The organism is Bacillus sp. z14 (2026) (genome assembly GCF_058313575.1).
Genome location: NZ_JBZFQK010000008.1, coordinates 32,575 through 52,644 on the forward strand (window position 1 = coordinate 32,575; position 20,070 = coordinate 52,644).

Sequence of the window (20,070 nt, forward strand, 5' to 3'; positions counted from 1 at the left end):
CATGATAATTGTGGGTTTCCCCCTTTCACTATCATGTAAAGAATTGATTTATTTTATCCGCACAAATTTCCTAATAGTAGTAATGATTATTCCGCATATCAAGGCAACGGCGATGAAGGTAATTAGAAAAAACAAAGGAGAACCAACTGTTCCAAAAGCCACTTCACTTTGTAGCATTTTTACATTTTCCCATTCATCTTTAATATCGGGTTTATAAGTCTTTATAGTTATATAGCCTACGATTAGGGATCCACCAATATAGATTATATGAATCACAAATGAAACAACCAATGATTGAATAATAGTTTTCATTTAAACACACCCTTAAGCACCTTGTATTTCCATTATAATCCATGTTGGTTATTTCAGTAAATAGGACATGTATAAAGTCTGGATAGAGTCTGAAAAACCCATCTGAAGTGTTTAATACATGAATAAAACGGATAAATATTATTATATTTATATAATAATTTACTATTCGGAGAGTTTTATAACTTTTAGGATAAATTTTATCAGGAGGGTGAGGAATCGTGAGAAGCAGTATTCCATTTAGGTCATTGGTATCTATTATCATGCCAAGCTATAATTCAAAGGTTTTTATTCGTCAAACCATAGAATCAGTTAAAAAACAAACCTATGAAAACTGGGAATTAATTATTGTTGATGATGCTTCGACTGACAATAGCAAGGATATGATAAAAGAGTATCTAATGGATGATTCCAGAATTAAATTAATTACCCTGCAGGAAAATGTCGGTCCGGGCGAAGCCAGAAACATGGCTATTCAGGCAGCCAAAGGACATTATATTGCCTTTCTAAACAGCAAAGATTTATGGGCACCGAATAAATTGGAAAAGCAGCTTGAATTCATGGAAGCGCATAACTTGGCATTTAGTTACACTGATTATCAGTTTATTGATGAGGAGAACCAAGCATATGAACCTGTTATTGAGATGCCGGTTCATCTTACATATCAAGATTTGTTAAGAGATACAACAGCTATTGGCTGCTCGACTGTCATGATTGATAAATATAAGGTTGGGAAGATTCAATTAGTACATAACCGAGATATTCCTGAAGACTTCGCCCTTTGGCTTTCTATATTGAAAAGAGGATTTAAAGCGAAGAGACTAAAAAATGTCTATGTTTATCTTAGAAAAAGCAATGATGTTTTGGAAAAAAACAATTACCAAACGGCATCAAGAATCTGGTCGTTATATCGCCAAGTAGAGAAATTAGGTGTTTTTGAATCTGCTTTCTGTTTTGTAAATTATGCAAAACACGAGGCGAAAAGAAATCGAAGCTTAAAAGAATAAGGGAAAAGTGACGCCTACTAAATAAGGGCGTCACTTTTTAAGTAAATAAAAAAATGCGATTTTTGTCGAAAAAAGGTTGAAATCAGGTGAACTTTCTGCTAGTATAATATTTATCTTCTTTGCGGGTGTAGTTTAGTGGTAAAACCTCAGCCTTCCAAGCTGATGATGAGGGTTCGATTCCCTTCACCCGCTCTTGAATTGTTAACAACGCAGTGTTTCGTAACTTAGGAGTACGAAGCATTGCGTTTTTTATATTTTGATAGTATTGCATTCTTGGCTCAGTAGATGGATGGCAGATTCCCCTCCATGGACTTGAATGAACATCTTGGATATCGTGCGCATCATTTGCTGTGCTTGTTCAATGGTGATTTCGGGATAAAAATAAATGATATGCAGTGCATCTGAAGTATGGTCATCCACACTTGTGCGTACAGAATCAACATACGGGCTACCAAAAGGGCCTATTTGATCAAAAGAACCTATAATACCCTCCGATTTATTTACACGGCCATTTAATCCCTCATAGGTATCCTCAGCAACACCAATTCGAAATTCTACATCACCTTTCACGGCTGATAAATCATATATTCCTAATGGACAAGTATATTGCAGGGAGAAAAAATTATTGAGAGCAATCGCTGAGTTGCCTGACGGCGTGTATGCTTCTTTTTTGACGCGTCTAAGTAAGGATTCTACTGAGGGACGGTAACGAGATGGATCACTTCCAGTTTGTTTAAATACTTTCCTCCATGATACAATCCCTTCGTATGCATTCAAGGATTTACTCTCTAGTTCAGTATGTAAATGTTCAATATAGAGCTGAAGGCGTCCTACTAGCATCGGGGGAATGGCATCAGCAACAATTCCTTGATAGCGGATAATACCGATTTTTACATCGCCGGCCTTTGCGAATAGCTGGCGATCTACATGAATTTGCATAAATTTACACCTCCAAAATGATTGGATATAGTTTACCATACATATAAAAGTTATTCATTTTCCAGAGAAAGGAGAGGCTAAGATGGATTTTCAAATACTCAAAGATGAGCTTATCAAATATAGCAAGACAATAGGGATTGATCAAATTGGATTTACATCAGCTGATCCTTTCCAGGTTTTAAAGAAACGACTGATTGATCAACAGAACCTCAATTTTGCATCGGGTTTTGAAGAGCCAGATTTAGATAAGAGGACTAATCCAAGAAGGCTAATGCCAGAAGCACAATCTATTATAGCTATTGCTGTAGCTTATCCATCTAAACTCAAAGATGCACCTAAAAGTAAAGTGGGGGATAGACGTGGCATTTTTAGCCGCTCTTCTTGGGGGCAAGATTATCATTATGTGGTGAAAGATCGCCTGAAGAAGCTTGAAGCTTTTATTTTAGAGCGCATGCCGAATTCTTATTTATCCTCTATGGTAGATACAGGTGAGCTGGTTGATCGGGCCGTAGCAGAGCGGGCTGGTATAGGCTGGAGCGGCAAAAATTGTTCGATTTTAAACGAAGAATTTGGTTCATATATGTACCTTGGCGAAATGATTACAAGCATTCCATTTCCTCCGGATAATCCAATGGAGGATTTGTGCGGAACATGTACAAAATGTTTGGATGCCTGTCCTACCGGTGCGTTGGTTCAAGGAGGACAGATTAATGCAAAGAGATGTATATCCTTTCTGACTCAAACGAAGGATATGATTCCTTATGAATTCAGAGATAAAATGGGTAACAGAGTATATGGATGTGATTCCTGTCAGACATCATGTCCTTATAATCGCCGTATAGATTTTCATAATCACCCTGAATGTGAGTCTGATCCTGAGTTGGCAAAACCTCAGCTGGCCTCCCTTTTAAGCTTGAGCAACCGCCAGTTTAAAGAGAAGTTTGGCAGTGTTTCAGGTTCTTGGCGTGGGAAGATGCCCATTCAAAGAAATGCGATTATCGCATTGGCACATTTTAAGGATTCAGAAAGTGTTGCTTCAATTAAAGAATTGCTGCAAAAGGATCCTAGGCCTGTTATCAGAGGTACAGCAGCATGGGCGCTTGGAAAAATAGGTACCGAGGAAGCAATGGCTGTATTAAAGGATTGTTTAAAAGAAGAGACCGAACAGATGGTAGTGGCTGAAATAAATAATGCCTTAGAACGTCTTATGTTACCGGAGTAGCTTTTTACTCCGGTTTTTTGTATGTATTTTAGTCATTCATCATACTTTTTAGAGAAGGAGTGGATGAATGGATGAAAGAGAAACTGCAAAAACTGGTCGAGGAGAGGATACAAAAACTCAAAGAGAATACATCCTCAAATAAGACAGATAATATGGAAACCTTATTGAAGAAGCAGGAAGGCATGCGTAAACGCAATGGAGAAATAGTGAAGGTCATGGCAAAAGGGCATGTGAAAAAAATCAAGGAGCGGGAAGATGTCGTCGATGCTATATATGAGACTCATTGGAAGCTTGTAATGAAGCAAGGGACACAATTTTACATGGAAGAACATGTGGAGCTTCGTAAAGCTTCCTTTAAAGAAACTAAACTCTTGATAGATCAGAAATTAAATGTTAAGCCTCAAATAATGGAACAAGACCTCCTGAGGAGTTTAGATCTTACTTCCTCGCGTGCCAAGATTGCCTATAATCGGTTAAAGGCGGTTCAATACGCCGAGAGATGGTGGAATTCCTTTAATCCCACCTATCCACAATTCACCGATGATTGTACGAATTTTATATCTCAATGTTTATATGCCGGTGGTATACCGATGTGGGGTAAACCTAATCGTTCAAAGGGGTGGTGGATAGAAGGGAAAAGCAATTGGAGCTTTAGTTGGACAGTGGCACATGCTTTTATGCTCATGTTAAAGGCAGCTTCTTGGACGAAGGAAGTAAAGAATCCTTCCCAATTAATGATTGGAGATATTATTTGTTATGATTTTGAAGGGGATGGCAGGTTTAATCATAATACGATTGTGACCGGAAAGGATGAATATGGCTACCCTTTGGTGAATGCTCATACAACGAACAGCCGTATGAGATACTGGAATTATGAAGATTCTACTGCCTATACGCCTAATATCCAATATAAATATTTTCATATAATAACGAATTAGGTCTTCCATTTTTGGAAAAAGAGAAATAGTGTTATAATGAAGGCTGCTTATACTAACCAGAGGTGAGGAAAAGTGTCTTTACATATTGTTTTATACCAACCATTAATCCCGGCAAATACGGGGAATATTGCCCGTACATGTGCAGCTACAGATACAACCCTGCATTTAATCCGTCCTTTGGGCTTTTCCACTGACGATAAAGCTTTAAAGCGTGCCGGCCTTGATTATTGGGAGCATGTAACTATTATTTATTATGATTCAATTGAAGATTTTTTTGAAAAGAACAGTGGTGGGGAGTTCTTTTATATCACAAAATTTGCGAAGAATTATCATAGTGATATCTCATATGAAGATACCAATAAAGATTACTACTTTATCTTCGGCCGAGAAACGACAGGTCTGCCAAAGCATTTATTAGAGGAACATCCTGAAAGAGGATTGCGTTTACCTATGAATGATACTCATGTTCGTTCGCTTAATTTATCGAATACAGCAGCAATTGTTATCTATGAAGCTTTACGCCAACAAAATTATATTCATTTGACATAACTTCTCTTTCTAGAGAAGTTTTTGTTTTATAAAGAGTTAAACAAAATTTTAGATAACACTTCTATAATTTGTTATATTTGTACTACGTTATAAAGGAGCTGAGTCCAGTGAATGAAACGATTAACCTATTAAATAATCACCGATCGATTCGTAAATTTAAAGAAAAATCTCTCTCAAGGGAGCAGGTTGAAACAATTATAAGTGCAGCCCAGTCTGCATCCACATCGAGTTTTGTTCAAGCTTATTCAATCATTGGGGTCAGTGATCAAAGTAAGAAGACACAATTAGCGGAGCTGGCAGGTGGACAATCGTATGTTGAACACAATGGATATTTTCTAATGTTTTGCGCCGATTATCATCGCCATAAGTTGGCTGCTGATATGGAAGGTATGAATATGGATCACAATCTGGAAAGCATGGAAACATTCATGATTGCGTTAATTGATACAGCCTTGGCTGCACAAAATGCTGCTATTGCAGCTGAGTCTATGGATCTTGGTATTTGTTACATCGGTGGTATACGGAACAATATCGAAAAGGTATCTGAGCTTTTAAAATTGCCTGATCGTGTTATTCCACTCTTTGGAATGGCTATTGGCTATCCAGATCATGAATCTGATCTTAAACCGCGCTTACCGCTGAAAGCAGTCTTTCATGAGAATGAATACGAGGACAAGCAAGCAGAACTCGAAGAATACAACGAAATTATCTCTGCTTACTATAATGAGCGTACAAACGGATTGAGAAAAGATAGATGGACAGAGCAAGTCGTTGGTATGTTAACTAGTAAACAACGTGAATTTATGATGGATTTTGTTAAATCTAAACACTTTGCGCTCAAATAAATAAAAACACAAAATACCCTTCACTTTTATCTCAAAGTGAAGGGTATTTTGTGTTTTGTTGCTATGGGACATGATTATTTTAGTCTTTGTTCCTTAATGCAGTCGTTTCAGCTTTTTAGTTAATCCAGCTTCGACGGCTAGAAGCTCAGGACATAAGCATGGTCTCTGCAGGAGGAAGAACACCTCCTTCCGAGCCCCTGTCTTATGCTCCTCGCGGGCCTACACGATGTAGGTCATGAAGACGTTGCCACAGGACGTGGCGTATTTAGTCTTCGTTCCTTAATATAGCCGTCTTAGCTTTTTAGTTAATCTAACTCCTAATCCCTCGAGTCATAAGGATAGCCGCTGCGGGAGGGAAAAGCGCCTCCCTACGTGCCTATCCTTATGCTTGTCAGGCCTGACAAGTCGTCTCAGCCTTTTAGTTAATCTAGCTTCAGGGCCTAGCCGCTCGAGACATAAGTGTGGCTGCTACGGGAGATAAAAGCGCTCTCCCTACGCACCTCATCTTATGCTTGTCGGCTGATCAAGGCCCTTCAGCTTTTTAGTTAGTTTTATCATTGTAGCCACCGGTGAAGATGGCTGCGAGGAATGCTAGGGATACGGCAATAATAATGGCAAGTTTCATTGGATGATCCTCCTTGTATGAATGCTTTGGAAAAAGTATACCATATAAGTTAATTTTTTCTCCACTAAGAATATTTTAGAAAATTATAAATTGGTAATTCATTATGGATTCTTAAGGGGCTTACACATGTTTGACTATATACGTGCATACAGTATTAGTAGCAGCTGAATCACAGCTAGGGGAGGATTAATACTGAATGGATATCATTAAAAAAATAGAACAATTTAGAGAAGAAGAGGAAATGCTGAAGTGGGAAGGGACATTCGGTGATTATTTGCAATTATTAAAGAAAACACCCTTAGTAGCTCAATCAGCTCATTCCAGGGTTTACAACATGATTAAGGATGCAGGTGTAGAAATTGTTGATGGGAAGAAAAAATACAGCTTTTTTAAAGATGAATTATTTGGCCTCGAGGAGTCACTTGAGCGCCTTGTAGAGGAATATTTTCATCCAGCTGCTAAACGATTAGATGTGCGAAAACGTATTTTGCTACTAATGGGGCCTGTGAGTGGTGGTAAATCGACCTTAGTAACGCTTTTGAAACGCGGATTAGAACGATATTCACGGACGGATCGGGGAGCGATTTATGCGATAAAGGGTTGCCCGATGCATGAAGATCCATTGCATTTAATACCGGCACATTTACGTAATGATTTCTTTGAGGAGTATGGAATCAGGATTGAAGGTAATCTTTCACCTCTAAATTTGATGAGGTTGGAACAGGAATATGGTGGCCGTATTGAAGATATGCTGGTAGAAAGGATATTCCTCTCAGAAGATAAGCGGATTGGAGTAGGGACATTTAGTCCATCTGATCCGAAATCACAGGACATTGCAGATTTAACTGGAAGCATCGACTTTTCTACGATTGCTACGTATGGGTCTGAGTCCGATCCGCGCGCCTATCGATTTGATGGTGAATTAAACAAAGCGAACCGCGGGATGATGGAATTCCAGGAGATGCTGAAGTGTGATGAAAAATTCCTGTGGCACCTGCTTTCTTTGACTCAGGAGGGTAATTTTAAAGCTGGCCGATTTGCGTTGATTAGTGCCGATGAATTAATTATAGCGCACACGAATGAAACGGAATATCGCTCCTTTATTTCCAATAAAAAGAATGAAGCCCTGCATTCTAGGATTATCGTAATGCCAGTCCCTTATAACCTGAAAGTATCCGAGGAAGAAAAAATCTATGAAAAAATGATTCATGACAGTGATGTATCGAATGTTCATATTGCTCCGCATACTTTAAGGGTTGCAGCCATGTTTACTACTCTTAGCAGATTAAAAGATCCAAAAAAAGGCGATATTGATCTTGTTAAGAAAATGAGGCTATATGATGGAGAAAACGTGGAAGGCTTTAATTCTGCAGATGTAGAAGAATTGAAGAAGGAACATTCGGATGAAGGGATGGGCGGCATCGATCCGCGTTATGTCATTAACCGAATATCTTCAACTATTATTAGAAAAGAAACACCTTCCATTAATGCACTGGATGTATTGCGTTCCCTAAAAGAAGGATTGGATCAGCATGCTTCAATTACAGCCGAGTTGAAAGAACGGTATATGAATTATATCTCACTTGCACGAAAAGAATATGATGATATCGCGAAGAAGGAAGTACAGAAGGCATTCGTTTATTCCTATGAGGAATCAGCCAAAACCTTGATGAATAATTATTTGGATAATGTGGAGGCATTCTGCAATAAGTCAAAACTTCGTGATGTCCTAACAGGTGAGGAAATCAATCCTGATGAAAAATTAATGCGATCTATTGAAGAGCAAATTGGAATTTCTGAGAATGCTAAGAAAGCGTTTAGGGAAGAAATTTTAATTCGAATTTCTGCATATGCCCGTAAAGGAAAGCGGTTCGATTATAATTCTCATGACCGTTTACGGGAAGCAATACAGAAGAAACTGTTCGCTGACTTGAAGGATGTCGTTAAAATTACAACCTCCTCTAAAACTCCAGATGAAAGTCAATTGAAGAAAGTAAACGAGGTAGTTGCCAGATTAATAGATGAACATGGATATAATTCTACCTCGGCAAATGAGCTTCTGCGTTATGTAGGCAGCTTGTTGAACAGATAAGTATTGACGAAGGAGAGCTATCTTACATGTCGAGGTATTCGACTTGTGGATAGTTCTTTTTAGGTTGCTTTCTGAAGATTAATGAGGGCACCTATCTTAGGTTAGCTGAAATATCGAGGGTATCGGCTGGATAAAAGACTAGTTTGGCTGGATTATGACGTGAATCGGCTGCATAAAGGCTAGGATTGGCCGGATACAAAGTTAAAACGGCTGAACGAAGGCTCAGTCTAAGTATTCTCTATGGCTTTAGAATGGGAAAAAATGTTTATTAGGTTGATAGGATGGGAATAGGTCTTATGAGGTGATAGTGATGAAAAAAGACGAAAAGGCAGATACAATCGCTGAAAGTCTTGCTGAAAATGGCTCGATGGCACCGGATCTTGAAGAAATGAAAAACCTTGGAAAACAGATGGAGCACCTAAGGACAAATAAAGAATTATCCAAAGAATATAATAAGCAGCCTGATCCTGTTCAACATGAGGAAGAAGAGGCAGAAAATAAATAAATAGTAGTAGTTTTACAAAACGCTTGGTAAATGGCATCTCCCATTGTATATTCTGTTTGACAGTAGGGGAGATTACTAAGCGTTTTTTTCTTTTGATTAGATATATAGCCTAACACCAAATCGTTGGTTCGGTACATAGAGGTGAAGGGAATCTGGATACTTGGTCAATTTTTAAGATAAATTACTCTTTGCGTTCAGCTTCCATATTTAGCACTTCTCCATAATATTCAGGATAGTAATTTCCCTTTTAATAACTCTCAATGGCTTTATCTGAACCTTAATCTCATAATCTATATTACATTTGTTAATACTCACTAAACTATTCTCAGTAATAAGGATGGTTATAGATTCTATAATTCCAAATGACAAGGGGATAAGCAAAACTTTGTCTTATTTTAAGAATATTTTGGCAATAAATTGTAGTTTACGCATAGGATAGAGTAATCAAACATTAAATTCTAAAAAAGACTATTTAACATCTAGAGTATTATGATAAATGTGTTATAGGAGGGGGAAAAACGATGTCGGATAAGAACAATAGCTATCAGTTCGCCATTTCAAAGGAAGATTGGGCCCTCCATCGAAAAGGTTTTGATGATCAGCAAAGACATCAGGAGAAAGTACAGGAAGCGATACGTAATAATCTACCTGATCTAATAACAGAGGAAAGCATTATTATGTCCAATGGAAAGAATGTTGTAAAAATCCCGATACGCTCTCTTGATGAATATAAGATTCGTTATAATTATGATAAAAACAAGCATGTTGGTCAGGGAGATGGAGATTCCCAGGTTGGAGATGTAGTAGCAAGAGATGGAAGTGGACAAAAGGCGCCAGGAAAAGGAGGAGAAGCTGGAGATCAGGCAGGAGAGGATTATGTTGAGTCTGAAGTTTCTTTATTGGAAATAGAGGAAGCCTTATTTGCAAAATTGGAATTACCGAACTTAAAAGAAAAGGAACAGGGAGATCATACCATTGAGCATTACGAATTCAATGATATTCGTAAAACAGGTTTAATGGGAAATGTGGATAAGAAGCGAACGATGATTAGTGCATTTAAAAGAAATGCACTGGGTGGCAATCCTGGATTTACACCTATTTATCAAGATGATCTTAAGTTTAAAACATGGAATTCAGTTGTGAAGCCAGAATCTAAAGCAGTCGTTTTGGCTATGATGGATACTTCTGGAAGTATGGGGCTTTGGGAAAAATATATGGCACGTAGCTTTTTCTTTTGGATGACACGTTTCTTGAGAACGAAATATGAAACAGTTGACATCGAATTTATTGCTCATCATACAGAAGCAAAGGTGGTAGACGAAGAGGATTTCTTTTCTAAAGGTGAAAGCGGTGGGACGATTTGTTCATCAGCCTATCGGAAAGCATTAGAAATAATTGAACAAAAGTATCCGATGGAACGCTATAATATTTATCCTTTTCATTTTTCGGATGGTGATAACTTAACTTCAGATAATCCTCGTTGCATAAAACTTGTGGAAGAATTGATGGAAGTATCTAATATGTTTGGGTATGGTGAAGTTAATCAATACAATCGTAATTCCACATTAATGTCCGCATATAAAAATATTAAAGATGAAAAGTTTCAACACTATATATTGAAGCAAAAGGCAGATGTCTTTCATGCTTTGCAGTCATTCTTTAAACCAGAAAGTATGATTCATTAAAGTATGTTTCTCTTTAAGGAGTAAATAATTAAATTGCTTAGTATAAAGACGCTAGGGTATTTATCCTCTAGCGTCTTCTGATTTAACTGGACTTCTTGGTATTACTATTTTTTGTTTTATTATAAATTGCTATTGTCACATAAATAAGGATCAAAATGAGTTGACCGGCCATGGTTTCAACTGTTGGATAAAAACCAATTTGATTGAACACGGGTAATTGGTGAATGACGGTCGTCGGCAATATATTGGTGAGCTGTAATGTATGAATGCTTGAACCGATGATTTTAAATGCCAATACATAGATGAAAATGGTGGCTACAAAGAAAAATTTATGCACTTGGATTCGTACACTCATTTTGAATAATATAAAGGCAACAAGAGCCAGAATGGCTAATGCAATGATAATACCGAGGGTAAAATCAAACATCGGCATGTTGGGGGCAATACCCACGTAAAAAATAATAGTTTCCGCTCCTTCACGGAAAACAGATAAAAACGATACAGTAGCCATGGCAAACACAGATTGTTTTGAGATGGCCTGTCCCATTTGCTTCGATAAATAAGAGTTCCAGGATGCAACATTAGATTTGTTATGAAGCCATCCCCCGACCCCAATCATCATGGCAGCGGCAATTAGTCCGACATAGCCCTCCAAGATTTCGCGGCTCGTATTAACGGTCAATGAATTAAAGATGAACGATAATGCCACAGCGGCTACTGCAGATACAAGGACCCCTAAAAGAGCACCCATATAAATCCATCGAGCCATGTGCTCCTGATTCGATTTCTTCAGGAATGATACGAGTACCATAATAATAAGAAGTGCTTCCAAACCTTCACGTAATAAGATCAATGCAGAATCCCAAAAAGTATAATCGCTATCTTCCTGCAATAATTGGATTTCTGTTTTGAAATTAGATAATTGGTTAGTGATCGAATCTGTATCTATAGTATCCTTCGTTAATTCACTGACCAGAATTGGTAAATCACTTTCCAAGTTTGTATATAAGGAACTGTTGCGGGTAGAAACCTCCATTTCAATGTTCGGCCAAACAATAATGAATTCTGTCAAAGCATCACTGGCCTCGTCAAACTTTTCCATATCAATTGCCTGCAAGGCATCATCAATATGATTAATTAACGTTTGGAGTGAGTAACTTCCTTCTTCAACAGCAATATCTTCACCTGCCAAAAATTGTTCAATGGACGCTTTAAACGCTGCATATTGACTTGCTACAAGGGGTAAGTCTGGGTCTTCGCTTGCCAATGTGATGCGGATAAAAGCTAACTGTGTTTCAATTTGTCCATACATACCTACACTTTGATCACGTACAGGCTGTTCGTATTGATTCCATTTTCCATTAAGAACATTGTATGCTGGTAGAATCTTTTCATAGTCGTCCGTGGCTAATGCTTCTTCAAATTGCCTCATAAAAGGTGTATACTTCGTTTCAAACTCTTTCCGTTCTGCTTCCTCATCAACTGGATTTTCAAGTTTTTCTAATTGAGAAAGAGTTGTTGATAGCTGCATGATTGTCTTAACCCGTTCTTCTTGTGTTGAAGATTCAAGTACCGCGTTTAGTGCATCATCAACAGCTCTTTTTGCTTCCTTCTGTTCGGAAGTCACCGATGCCCAATTTTCTGCAAACTTATCTATAGCTTTTTGGGTTTGTTCGTCATTTCCTTGCTTTGCATTAATTAATGCATCACTAATTGATATGTAAAAAGAGCTGTAGGATGTTGCAGCTAAAGCTGGCAAAGCTACAAGCATACAAACTAGAAAACTACAAATTTGTAAAAAGCGCTTCACCTAAATAACTCCCTTTTTCAACACCAGGGAAGCAGGCAAAAATGGCGCTGCCTCGATGTGTAATATATTCATTTAATTTATCGTTACGGCCTAAACTATTTTGAATGTCGATAAATTGTTGCGGATGTTTTTGGAACGAGATAAACAGTAAGCCAGCATCATAAGCCCCGGTGTTTGACATAATGCCTGAAGAATAAGAAAAAGAACGGCGGAGAATCTTTTGCTTTGCTAATCGTGCAAGATGGACATGGGATGTTTCCGGAACAATGTAGTTGCCATTTGCATCTTTCTCTAATTCATTAAAATCGTCAAATTCATCTTTCTTACCGAATGCCGCTCCGCTTTCACGATAGCGGCCAAATGTTGCCTCCTGCTGATGTAAGCTGGTCCGATCCCATGTTTCCAAATGCATTTGAATGCGACGATAAACCAAATATGTTCCATTTACCAGCCAACTTTTCGATTCACCGGATTGAATCCATACAGAATCATTATATTCACTGTTTTTGGCAGGATTAACCGTACCATCTTTAAATGCAAATAAGTTGCGCGGTGTACTTCCATCGCGTGGAATGGCATTAAAACCAGATTGAGACCATTTGCTTCTGACCTTCCCGTTTGCCGCACGAACCAAATTCCGTACGGCGTGAAATGCTATTTGAGGATCATTGGCACATGCTTGTATGCAAATATCTCCGCCATTGTATGCTTCATCTAATTGATCTTTTGGGAAATGCGGCAAATCCATCAATTCTTTCGGCCTTAAATGCTGAATGTTAAGATTTTTATTATCGAATAGAGAAGGACCAACCCCAAACGTTATAGTTAAGTTAGAAGCATCGATTCCCATCGCTTCACCAGTATCAGTGGGAGGGATGTGACCGTTAGTGGAAGGTTCGACGATTTGTTCACCATTCATTAACCGAACAGTAAGAGATGTCCACAATTTAAATAATTGGCGCAATTCCTCTTTTGATTCTACTAAAACGTCCAATGCAGCAAAGTATATATGGCCTTGTAAAGGGCTTGAGATACCGGATTGATGGCGTCCATAAAATGCAATTTTGTTTTTTACAGACTGGTTATCATCCAAGGAAGGTTGCAACTCATAGCCTAAAGCATTCATCGTGGAACCCAATCCGCTTGCACCGATAACCATTCCTGTTGCTCCGATGCTAGTTAATTTCAACATCTCGCGTCTTGTCATTTTGTTAGTAGACAACGATACTCACCCTTATTCTAAAATGATCCCCATTTGGCTCAATGGTTCACCTAGTTGATTGACGGCTGTGGCTAATGCATTTGTATCTTTTTTCGTCAATTCATTGTATGATACATAGCCGCCATCAGCTGTTTCATATTTTGATAATAATTCATCGAGCTTAGCGAATTTCTCTTCTAGTGTAGTGACCAAGGCTTCATCTTTTGCTTCGATTTTATCATGTAAAATCTCGAAGATTTTTTCTGCCCCTTCAATATTTGCTTTAAAGTCATAAAGGTCTGTATGTGAGTAAATTTCTTCTTCACCTGTAATTTTTGAAGTGGATACTTCGTTCAATAAATCAACAGCACCAGTAATCATTAAATCCGGTTCTACTTCGACTGTTTGTACTAATGCATGCAATTCCTTTGTATCAGCTAATAATTGATTCGCGACTTCTTCATAACCCTTAGTTGTGTTTTCAATCCATAATGCATACTCAAGTTTATGGTAGCCAGTCCATTCTTCTTCGCCTTTGCCTTCTTCCTGGATATCAGCCAGACGGCCATCAATGCGTGGATCTAAGTCACCGAAGCTTTCCGCGATTGGCTCAGAGCGTTCAAAAAACATGCGCGCTTCAGGATATAATGCTTTCGCGGTTTCGATATCTCCATCCAGGAACGTAGTAACAAATTTTTCAGTTTCGACTAGAAAAGAATCCATTTGTTCCAAAGCGAATGTTTTATAAGTATCCGTTTCGGTTTTCAAGTCGGCAACAGTTGTTTTAGTCGATGTTGTTTGGTCTGCCGGTGTTGCAGTGGAAGCTGTTTCTTCTTCTGTACCGCATCCAGCTAATAGTAGGGAGGCTGATAAAACAGCTGCTGACATCATATTGAATTTTATAGACTTAAATTTCATAATTTTTAACCTTCTCTCTAGAAATTGTTATTGTAGAGATAATAAAATCCTTCTTAGTGTCCTACCCAGCCAATTTTTGAAGTAATGAATAATTGATATACATATTAGATTGATTAGACCGAATTATTAATAATACTTTTTTATCTATTCAAAAATTAAATGTGATAGATAAGTAGGAGAATAAGGATGATTGTCATTATCTGCTAGTATACAAACTATATGATATTGATAATCATTATCAATTGTCAATTCAAAGTTTAAAAATAGGACTTTATACATGTCATAAAAATATTTTCGACAAACGTCATTAAAAAATATATTAGAAAATTATCGAAATGAGAATCATTATCATTGACAATGATTCTCAGTATTGCTAATATTTAAACCGCAAATGACTGATATATGGTTATTTATGTATTGAGTGATGTACATGTCATCAGGTTGATTAGGAATTTTAGGGAGTAAGATCGAAGAAGTAAAAGGAGGAAGATATCTAGTTTCAAGAAAAATTTTCTGAAAATACTTAAAATTTTGTGACTTAAGATCTATTTACACGAAAAGAGGAGTTTAAAGATGGGGAAAAAGTTATTCAAAGGATTAACAGCAGCTACAGTGGCGTTCACATTTGCTATGCCGCTTGGGACAGTTTCAGCTAAAACAGTGCAAAAGACCCAAGTTGAGGTGCCTGCTATCGGCACTGCCAACAATGGCCAATTGATAGAATCAGAGGGGAATACAGCAACGAATGTATCTTATGGTGGGAAAGCTAGTGAAGAACAAATAATCGTGAAATATAAAGATGAAAAAAGTTCTGCCAAATCCGTGGAGAAAGTTGAACAATTGGGTGGAGAAGTGGTAGAGACTACGGATGAAATGGCTCTTTATAAAGTGTCGGAAGAAAATGTTGAAACTTCGATCGAAAAGCTAGAAGAAATGGATAATGTGGAATTTGTTGAAAAAAACACAATTTATTCAATTGAGGGTACAGTTAATGATACATACTTTGACAGTCAGTGGAACTTAGAAGCAATCAATGCTCCAAAAGCTTGGGAAGCAGTAGAGAACACAGATAGAGATGACGTAGTAGTGGCTGTCTTGGATACAGGTGTCCAAAGCTCTCATGAAGACTTGGAAGGCCGTGTGTCGGAAGAAGCTGCCACTTTCGTTGATGGATATGAAGAAACATTCGCAGGGGACGATAATGGCCATGGAACCTTTGTTTCCGGCATTGTTGCAGCAAATTCCAATAATGAGAAGGGGATTGCTGGGGCAGCAGGCAACAACAACGTTAAAATTTTACCGGTTAAAGTCATGAGTAAATCGGGTGTTGGTGATGCTTATAATATTGCGAGAGGAATCCAGTATGCAATAGAGAAAAAGGTAGACGTCATCAACTTAAGTTTTAGCGGAGAATATAGCGAATCGGTCGATAAAGCTATACAGCAAGCCCATGAAGCGGGAATTGTTGTTGTAGCTGCTTCAGGTAACGGAGGCGGAAATGCAGATGTTTCGTATCCTGCAGCATTACCGAACGTTATTTCAGTTGGTGCCATTGCCGCCAAAGACCAAGTGTATGCGGGTTCTAACTATGGTAGTACATTGGATCTTGTGGCTCCTGGTGTAAGTGTTTTGAGTACATCGATTTCAGGGGATTTAGGCGATGAAAATGGTTATTACAAAACAGGTACCGGTACTTCTTATGCAGCGCCGCATGTAGCAGCAGTAGCGGCACTATATAAATTGGAAAATCCAGAAGCCACTGCAACGGCAGTAGAAGAAGCTTTAACAACGACAGCCGTTGATATGAATGTGGAAGGATTTGATGAAAAAACAGGCTATGGAAAAGTCGATGCACTAGCTGCTTTATCTGATGATGTAACGATCTCTCCCTTATCCTTTACCTTGCCAAAAGCGAATGCAATTGTTATTGGTAAAACAGCTATTCAAGCAGAATTAAATAATGTAACAGACGTTGTAAGTACAAGGTTTTATATCGATACAACGGATGAAACTAACTTGATCGGCACTGTCTCCGATACAGACTCAACTACTGTTTCTGTAGAATGGGATACAACGCAGGTTGCCGATGGTGAACATAAAATCATAGCTGTTACATATGATGAGAATGGAAATAAGATTACTCAAGCTGAGCGTTCTGTAAAGGTTCTTAACGAAGCGCAATCCGGTTATATGTTCAGTGTGAAAACACCGAATGATACTGTCGCGAAAGGCGCGGCCGTTCAGTTGTACGAAAAAGTGAAAGCGAAGGATGGCGAGTATTCTTATTCATCACTTTGGTCCGGTGCAACAGACTCTGAGGGAGTTGTTCGTGTACCTAGTCATGTCGGTACAGATTTAAAAAAACTTACAGTTGTCGTTCAAGGAAAATTTGATTCCGAAGAGGGTAATGCATGGTTCATGTATTCACGTGAAGTAAACAGCAGCGGCACAGTGGAATTGTCCAGTGATAAAACGCAAGCGGTATCATTGAGAACACTTGGTGTAAATGGTGAAAACGTTGAAGAGGCACAATACTTCATTAAGATGAAAGATGAAGAAGGATTGGATATTACTGCCGATACAGCAATCAATGAAGAAAATGCAACAAAGTCCCCTGTTGTGTATTTGGATAAAGGTGCATACAGTCTTTACTCTTATTATAAACAAGATGGAGACACGTACTTTTTAACAAACTCTGATACTTCGATTACGAGTAAAACATCGTCATTGGTCTTTGATAGTCGTGAAACCGGTGAAATCGCTATCGATAATTCAGACGGAAAGCTTGTAAATGCAGTACTTTACTTGGATAACGAAGATGTGTCTGAAATTTTTGGTACATCTGAAGTATTAACAGGCCAAAAATTTTTCGTAACAGCTGGTGAATATGATTATATTGTCGATGCAGAGGTCAAAGATCCTGATGGCGGTGAAAATTGGATTTATGTTTTAACGAATGATGACCAAACCGCTGTGGTTGAAAAAGGCGGAAAAACATCCATTAAAGCTGGTGGATCGCTTGAAATCAGTGAATTCCTACCGGATCAAGAGTCATTAAAACGGTATTATGCACAACGCGGATTGACATATATTGAGCGTACAAGTCCATATACGGCTTATAAGTTAGATGGTGCGATTTATACTAAGCAAGTATTCTCTGATGAATACGGAAATATGTTAGTCGGGATGTACCGTGGTTCGGTAGACCCAACAAACGCATTGTACAAGAAGAATGTTGAAACTGGCGAAACGGTCATTATGGATGAGGAAAATACCGTAGCTGCTATAAACTTTGGTGACCTTTATCCAGTTTATCAAGTAAAGAGGGTTTCGGATGGCGAAATCATGTTAAATAGTTATACGAAAAACCCTACAAACCCAGCTAATCGTAGTTATTATTTTTATTCCTTCTGGGTACCGAATAGTTCAAAAGTGACAAACGGTGAGTATGAGCTTTCATTAACATTGGATTCAAGCCCGCTTGCACCGAATGGTTTGAATAAGGCAATGACCATCGACATGCAAGATTCAGGTGTCAATGTAACATTAAAAGATGATCAAGATCAAAATAAAGCAACATACGTGACAATCAATCGAGTGGAAAAAGACGAACATGGCGAATATCAGTGGGTACAGGCATTTGGGCGGAATTCAGATTCTACAACGAAGGTATTATCCGTTCCTTCAAATCTTGAATTGAGTGAAGAGGAAAATGGAAACGTAGCAATCATCCGGTACACAACATCGACTGGTGAGTTTGCGTATTTGTTCCGTCAATTTACTGATCTTGAGGAACTTTCTGATCCGATAACCATCCCTGACAATATGCAAAAAGTCTCCATCTCTGCAATGGAGGGCAGTGAAAAACTGGATAATGTTTCTTCGAAGCTTTGGATGATCAAAAAGCCTGTTGAAGTCAATGGCGTAACCGTATATCCGACAGCAAATAACTTGCAAAGTTACAAAAAAGAAGCGGTTTACTTAGAGCCAGGTTCATTTGTCATCGAAGGCAGCTATGTTACCCTGCCAAATGCGGATGGTGAAAAATCAAACTATTATTTCTTAGAAAACGATGTAGAAATCAAAGCTGACGATGAAAATCAAGTTATCTTCAATACGGAAGAATTAGCGGAAATTAAAATCGATGCAAATACTGAAGACTTCAAAGATGTTCGTGGAGCTATATTGTATCCATACAATCAATATAGCTCGGCATTTACAAAAACATTGCGAGTTGGCCATAAATTCTATGTGCCAGCTGATATGGAAATGGACTTGCAGGTACAGCTTGGTTATGGAGATCCAGAATCAACTGATTATATCTGGAATTACTTCTTATATAAAGGTACACAAACATTCAGCGCTGATGAAAAGGTAAACTGGAAGGTAGGCGGCCAATTCAAGGCTTCCATTGCTTTAAAGGATAACAAACTGAAGCAAGGTGAACCTTTATCTGCCGATACATCCATTCAAGATGAATATGGAAATACCATTAGTTCGGTAATTGTGAATAAGACGTCTGATTATAGCATCGCGGAAAATCAGGAGATTGTTTATGAACGTTTGGCGAATGGGCAAATCGTCGAAAAAGTGGGGACAACAGACAGTGGGAAATACCAGATAACTCATAGTGGTGTAACTGAAGCCAGTTCGGAAAGTGTAAAACCATTACTGCGTATATATAATAAAAAAGGTGAAATAGTAGTGGAACAATCCAATCTGGATTTCTATCAATCTGTTGAAGACTTACCATTATCATTGAATACAGGCAGATATCGAGCTGAATTAGCGATGGCAGCAAGCCCCATGGGACCAATAACATCAAGTGAGAAGGAGGGATTATTTAAGGTTACAAAGAAAAAATATCCTCCAACCACTAAACCAAACGGGAACTGGTCAAGTGAAGATTTAACAGCCACTATGACTAAGAAGAAGTATGGTTTCTCGTTTACTTTTACAGAAGAGCAGTTGAATACAATCAAGGCATCGGATGTGGGAAAGGTAACATTAGTCACAAATACCGGTGTAAAGATTCAGGTTGATACAAGTGAGTTTAAAGAAAAATATGCAAATACTTTAACAATGAGTCTTTCATTGAAAAAAAACCGACTGATCTTTGGAGCTTCTACAAATGGTAAGAGCATTCACTTCTCGAACTATGTATTCATTAGTCTGCCTAAAGAAGAGCTTTCCGCTCCTCTTGAGAAAATAGTCATTTTACGTGAAGGACGAAAAGGAATTGAAGTGGTTCCTCACATTGTGACCGATGAAGGCATCGTGCTAAAAGTAAAACAGGGTGGACAATTCAAAATAAGCACAAACAAAAAACCTTTTCATAATAAACGTTCATAAAGAGTATATTGAAGGAAGCGATTGATCTTAGGTCAGTTTTAACATTTTTGTTTGAAACAAAAGGCTGAATTTC

General features: G+C 38.2%; 14 protein-coding genes and 1 tRNA gene. 10 read left to right on the plus strand and 5 right to left on the minus strand.

What is annotated here, in order from left to right; translation table 11 throughout:
• Positions 1 to 48: 48 nt before the first annotated feature.
• A complete protein-coding gene (locus tag AC4G3O_RS17640) occupies positions 49 to 312 on the minus strand; it encodes a hypothetical protein (RefSeq protein ID WP_066102780.1) in 264 nt (87 codons plus the stop codon).
• Between the two features lie 218 nt (positions 313 to 530).
• On the opposite strand from AC4G3O_RS17640, the gene AC4G3O_RS17645 reads away from it, so the two are divergent.
• Both AC4G3O_RS17645 and AC4G3O_RS17650 read left to right on the plus strand, forming a co-directional pair.
• Positions 531 to 1,316, plus strand: a complete 786-nt coding sequence (locus AC4G3O_RS17645; RefSeq protein WP_148631184.1) for a glycosyltransferase family 2 protein — start codon at positions 531 to 533, stop codon at positions 1,314 to 1,316.
• A 121-nt stretch (positions 1,317 to 1,437) separates the two neighbouring features.
• Positions 1,438 to 1,508 (plus strand) — tRNA-Gly (locus tag AC4G3O_RS17650).
• A 57-nt stretch (positions 1,509 to 1,565) separates the two neighbouring features.
• Here the strand turns inward: AC4G3O_RS17650 and AC4G3O_RS17655 are convergent.
• Positions 1,566 to 2,255 (minus strand): B3/B4 domain-containing protein, encoded by a 690-nt coding sequence (locus tag AC4G3O_RS17655; RefSeq protein WP_491136514.1) that lies wholly within the window; start codon positions 2,253 to 2,255, stop codon positions 1,566 to 1,568.
• Positions 2,256 to 2,337: 82 nt separating this feature from the next.
• Between AC4G3O_RS17655 and queG the strand changes: the two genes are divergently transcribed.
• From queG to yhbH, 7 genes are all read left to right on the plus strand, one after another.
• On the plus strand, positions 2,338 to 3,477 hold the full coding sequence (gene queG, locus AC4G3O_RS17660) for a tRNA epoxyqueuosine(34) reductase QueG (protein WP_491136515.1): 1,140 nt from the start codon (positions 2,338 to 2,340) through the stop codon (positions 3,475 to 3,477).
• A 71-nt stretch (positions 3,478 to 3,548) separates the two neighbouring features.
• On the plus strand, positions 3,549 to 4,415 hold the full coding sequence (locus AC4G3O_RS17665; RefSeq protein ID WP_066102773.1) for an amidase domain-containing protein: 867 nt from the start codon (positions 3,549 to 3,551) through the stop codon (positions 4,413 to 4,415).
• Between the two features lie 72 nt (positions 4,416 to 4,487).
• Positions 4,488 to 4,964, plus strand: coding sequence for a tRNA (uridine(34)/cytosine(34)/5-carboxymethylaminomethyluridine(34)-2'-O)-methyltransferase TrmL (gene trmL, locus AC4G3O_RS17670; RefSeq protein WP_066102772.1), 477 nt, complete (start codon positions 4,488 to 4,490; stop codon positions 4,962 to 4,964).
• Between the two features lie 107 nt (positions 4,965 to 5,071).
• Positions 5,072 to 5,809 carry an oxygen-insensitive NADPH nitroreductase gene (gene nfsA, locus AC4G3O_RS17675; protein WP_066102767.1) on the plus strand — a complete coding sequence of 246 codons (738 nt, stop codon included), beginning with the start codon at positions 5,072 to 5,074 and terminating at the stop codon, positions 5,807 to 5,809.
• Between the two features lie 821 nt (positions 5,810 to 6,630).
• Positions 6,631 to 8,526 carry a PrkA family serine protein kinase gene (locus AC4G3O_RS17680; RefSeq protein ID WP_491136516.1) on the plus strand — a complete coding sequence of 632 codons (1,896 nt, stop codon included), beginning with the start codon at positions 6,631 to 6,633 and terminating at the stop codon, positions 8,524 to 8,526.
• Between the two features lie 310 nt (positions 8,527 to 8,836).
• A complete protein-coding gene (locus tag AC4G3O_RS17685) occupies positions 8,837 to 9,031 on the plus strand; it encodes a hypothetical protein (protein ID WP_066102759.1) in 195 nt (64 codons plus the stop codon).
• A 521-nt stretch (positions 9,032 to 9,552) separates the two neighbouring features.
• Positions 9,553 to 10,716: a sporulation protein YhbH gene (yhbH, locus tag AC4G3O_RS17690; RefSeq protein WP_491136517.1), complete on the plus strand. Its 1,164-nt coding sequence runs from the start codon at positions 9,553 to 9,555 to the stop codon at positions 10,714 to 10,716.
• An 82-nt stretch (positions 10,717 to 10,798) separates the two neighbouring features.
• Here yhbH and AC4G3O_RS17695 read toward each other — a convergent pair whose 3' ends face one another.
• The 3 genes from AC4G3O_RS17695 to efeO are packed head-to-tail and all read right to left on the minus strand — an operon-like array spanning position 10,799 to position 14,645.
• Positions 10,799 to 12,526 (minus strand): FTR1 family iron permease, encoded by a 1,728-nt coding sequence (locus AC4G3O_RS17695; RefSeq protein ID WP_148631174.1) that lies wholly within the window; start codon positions 12,524 to 12,526, stop codon positions 10,799 to 10,801.
• A complete protein-coding gene (gene efeB / locus AC4G3O_RS17700; RefSeq protein WP_491136525.1) occupies positions 12,501 to 13,733 on the minus strand; it encodes an iron uptake transporter deferrochelatase/peroxidase subunit in 1,233 nt (410 codons plus the stop codon). The genes AC4G3O_RS17695 and efeB overlap by 26 nt, the downstream gene beginning before the upstream one ends.
• A gap of 27 nt (positions 13,734 to 13,760) precedes the next feature.
• The gene (efeO, locus tag AC4G3O_RS17705; protein ID WP_175354246.1) at positions 13,761 to 14,645 is read right to left on the minus strand and encodes an iron uptake system protein EfeO; all 885 of its coding nucleotides are present in this window, start codon (positions 14,643 to 14,645) and stop codon (positions 13,761 to 13,763) included.
• A 573-nt stretch (positions 14,646 to 15,218) separates the two neighbouring features.
• Here efeO and AC4G3O_RS17710 point away from each other — a divergent pair.
• The gene (locus AC4G3O_RS17710) at positions 15,219 to 19,997 is read left to right on the plus strand and encodes a S8 family peptidase (RefSeq protein WP_491136518.1); all 4,779 of its coding nucleotides are present in this window, start codon (positions 15,219 to 15,221) and stop codon (positions 19,995 to 19,997) included.
• Positions 19,998 to 20,070: the final 73 nt, after the last annotated feature.

What these genes read in the sequence shown, in the direction of transcription:
- AC4G3O_RS17640 (WP_066102780.1), bottom strand. Translation starts at nt 312, where the DNA reads ATGAAAACTATTATTCAATCATTGGTTGTTTCATTTGTGATTCATATA.
- AC4G3O_RS17655 (WP_491136514.1), bottom strand. Translation starts at nt 2,255, where the DNA reads ATGCAAATTCATGTAGATCGCCAGCTATTCGCAAAGGCCGGCGATGTA.
- queG (WP_491136515.1), top strand. Translation starts at nt 2,338, where the DNA reads ATGGATTTTCAAATACTCAAAGATGAGCTTATCAAATATAGCAAGACA.
- AC4G3O_RS17665 (WP_066102773.1), top strand. Translation starts at nt 3,549, where the DNA reads ATGAAAGAGAAACTGCAAAAACTGGTCGAGGAGAGGATACAAAAACTC.
- AC4G3O_RS17680 (WP_491136516.1), top strand. Translation starts at nt 6,631, where the DNA reads ATGGATATCATTAAAAAAATAGAACAATTTAGAGAAGAAGAGGAAATG.
- AC4G3O_RS17685 (WP_066102759.1), top strand. Translation starts at nt 8,837, where the DNA reads ATGAAAAAAGACGAAAAGGCAGATACAATCGCTGAAAGTCTTGCTGAA.
- yhbH (WP_491136517.1), top strand. Translation starts at nt 9,553, where the DNA reads ATGTCGGATAAGAACAATAGCTATCAGTTCGCCATTTCAAAGGAAGAT.
- efeB (WP_491136525.1), bottom strand. Translation starts at nt 13,733, where the DNA reads ATGACAAGACGCGAGATGTTGAAATTAACTAGCATCGGAGCAACAGGA.
- efeO (WP_175354246.1), bottom strand. Translation starts at nt 14,645, where the DNA reads ATGAAATTTAAGTCTATAAAATTCAATATGATGTCAGCAGCTGTTTTA.
- AC4G3O_RS17710 (WP_491136518.1), top strand. Translation starts at nt 15,219, where the DNA reads ATGGGGAAAAAGTTATTCAAAGGATTAACAGCAGCTACAGTGGCGTTC.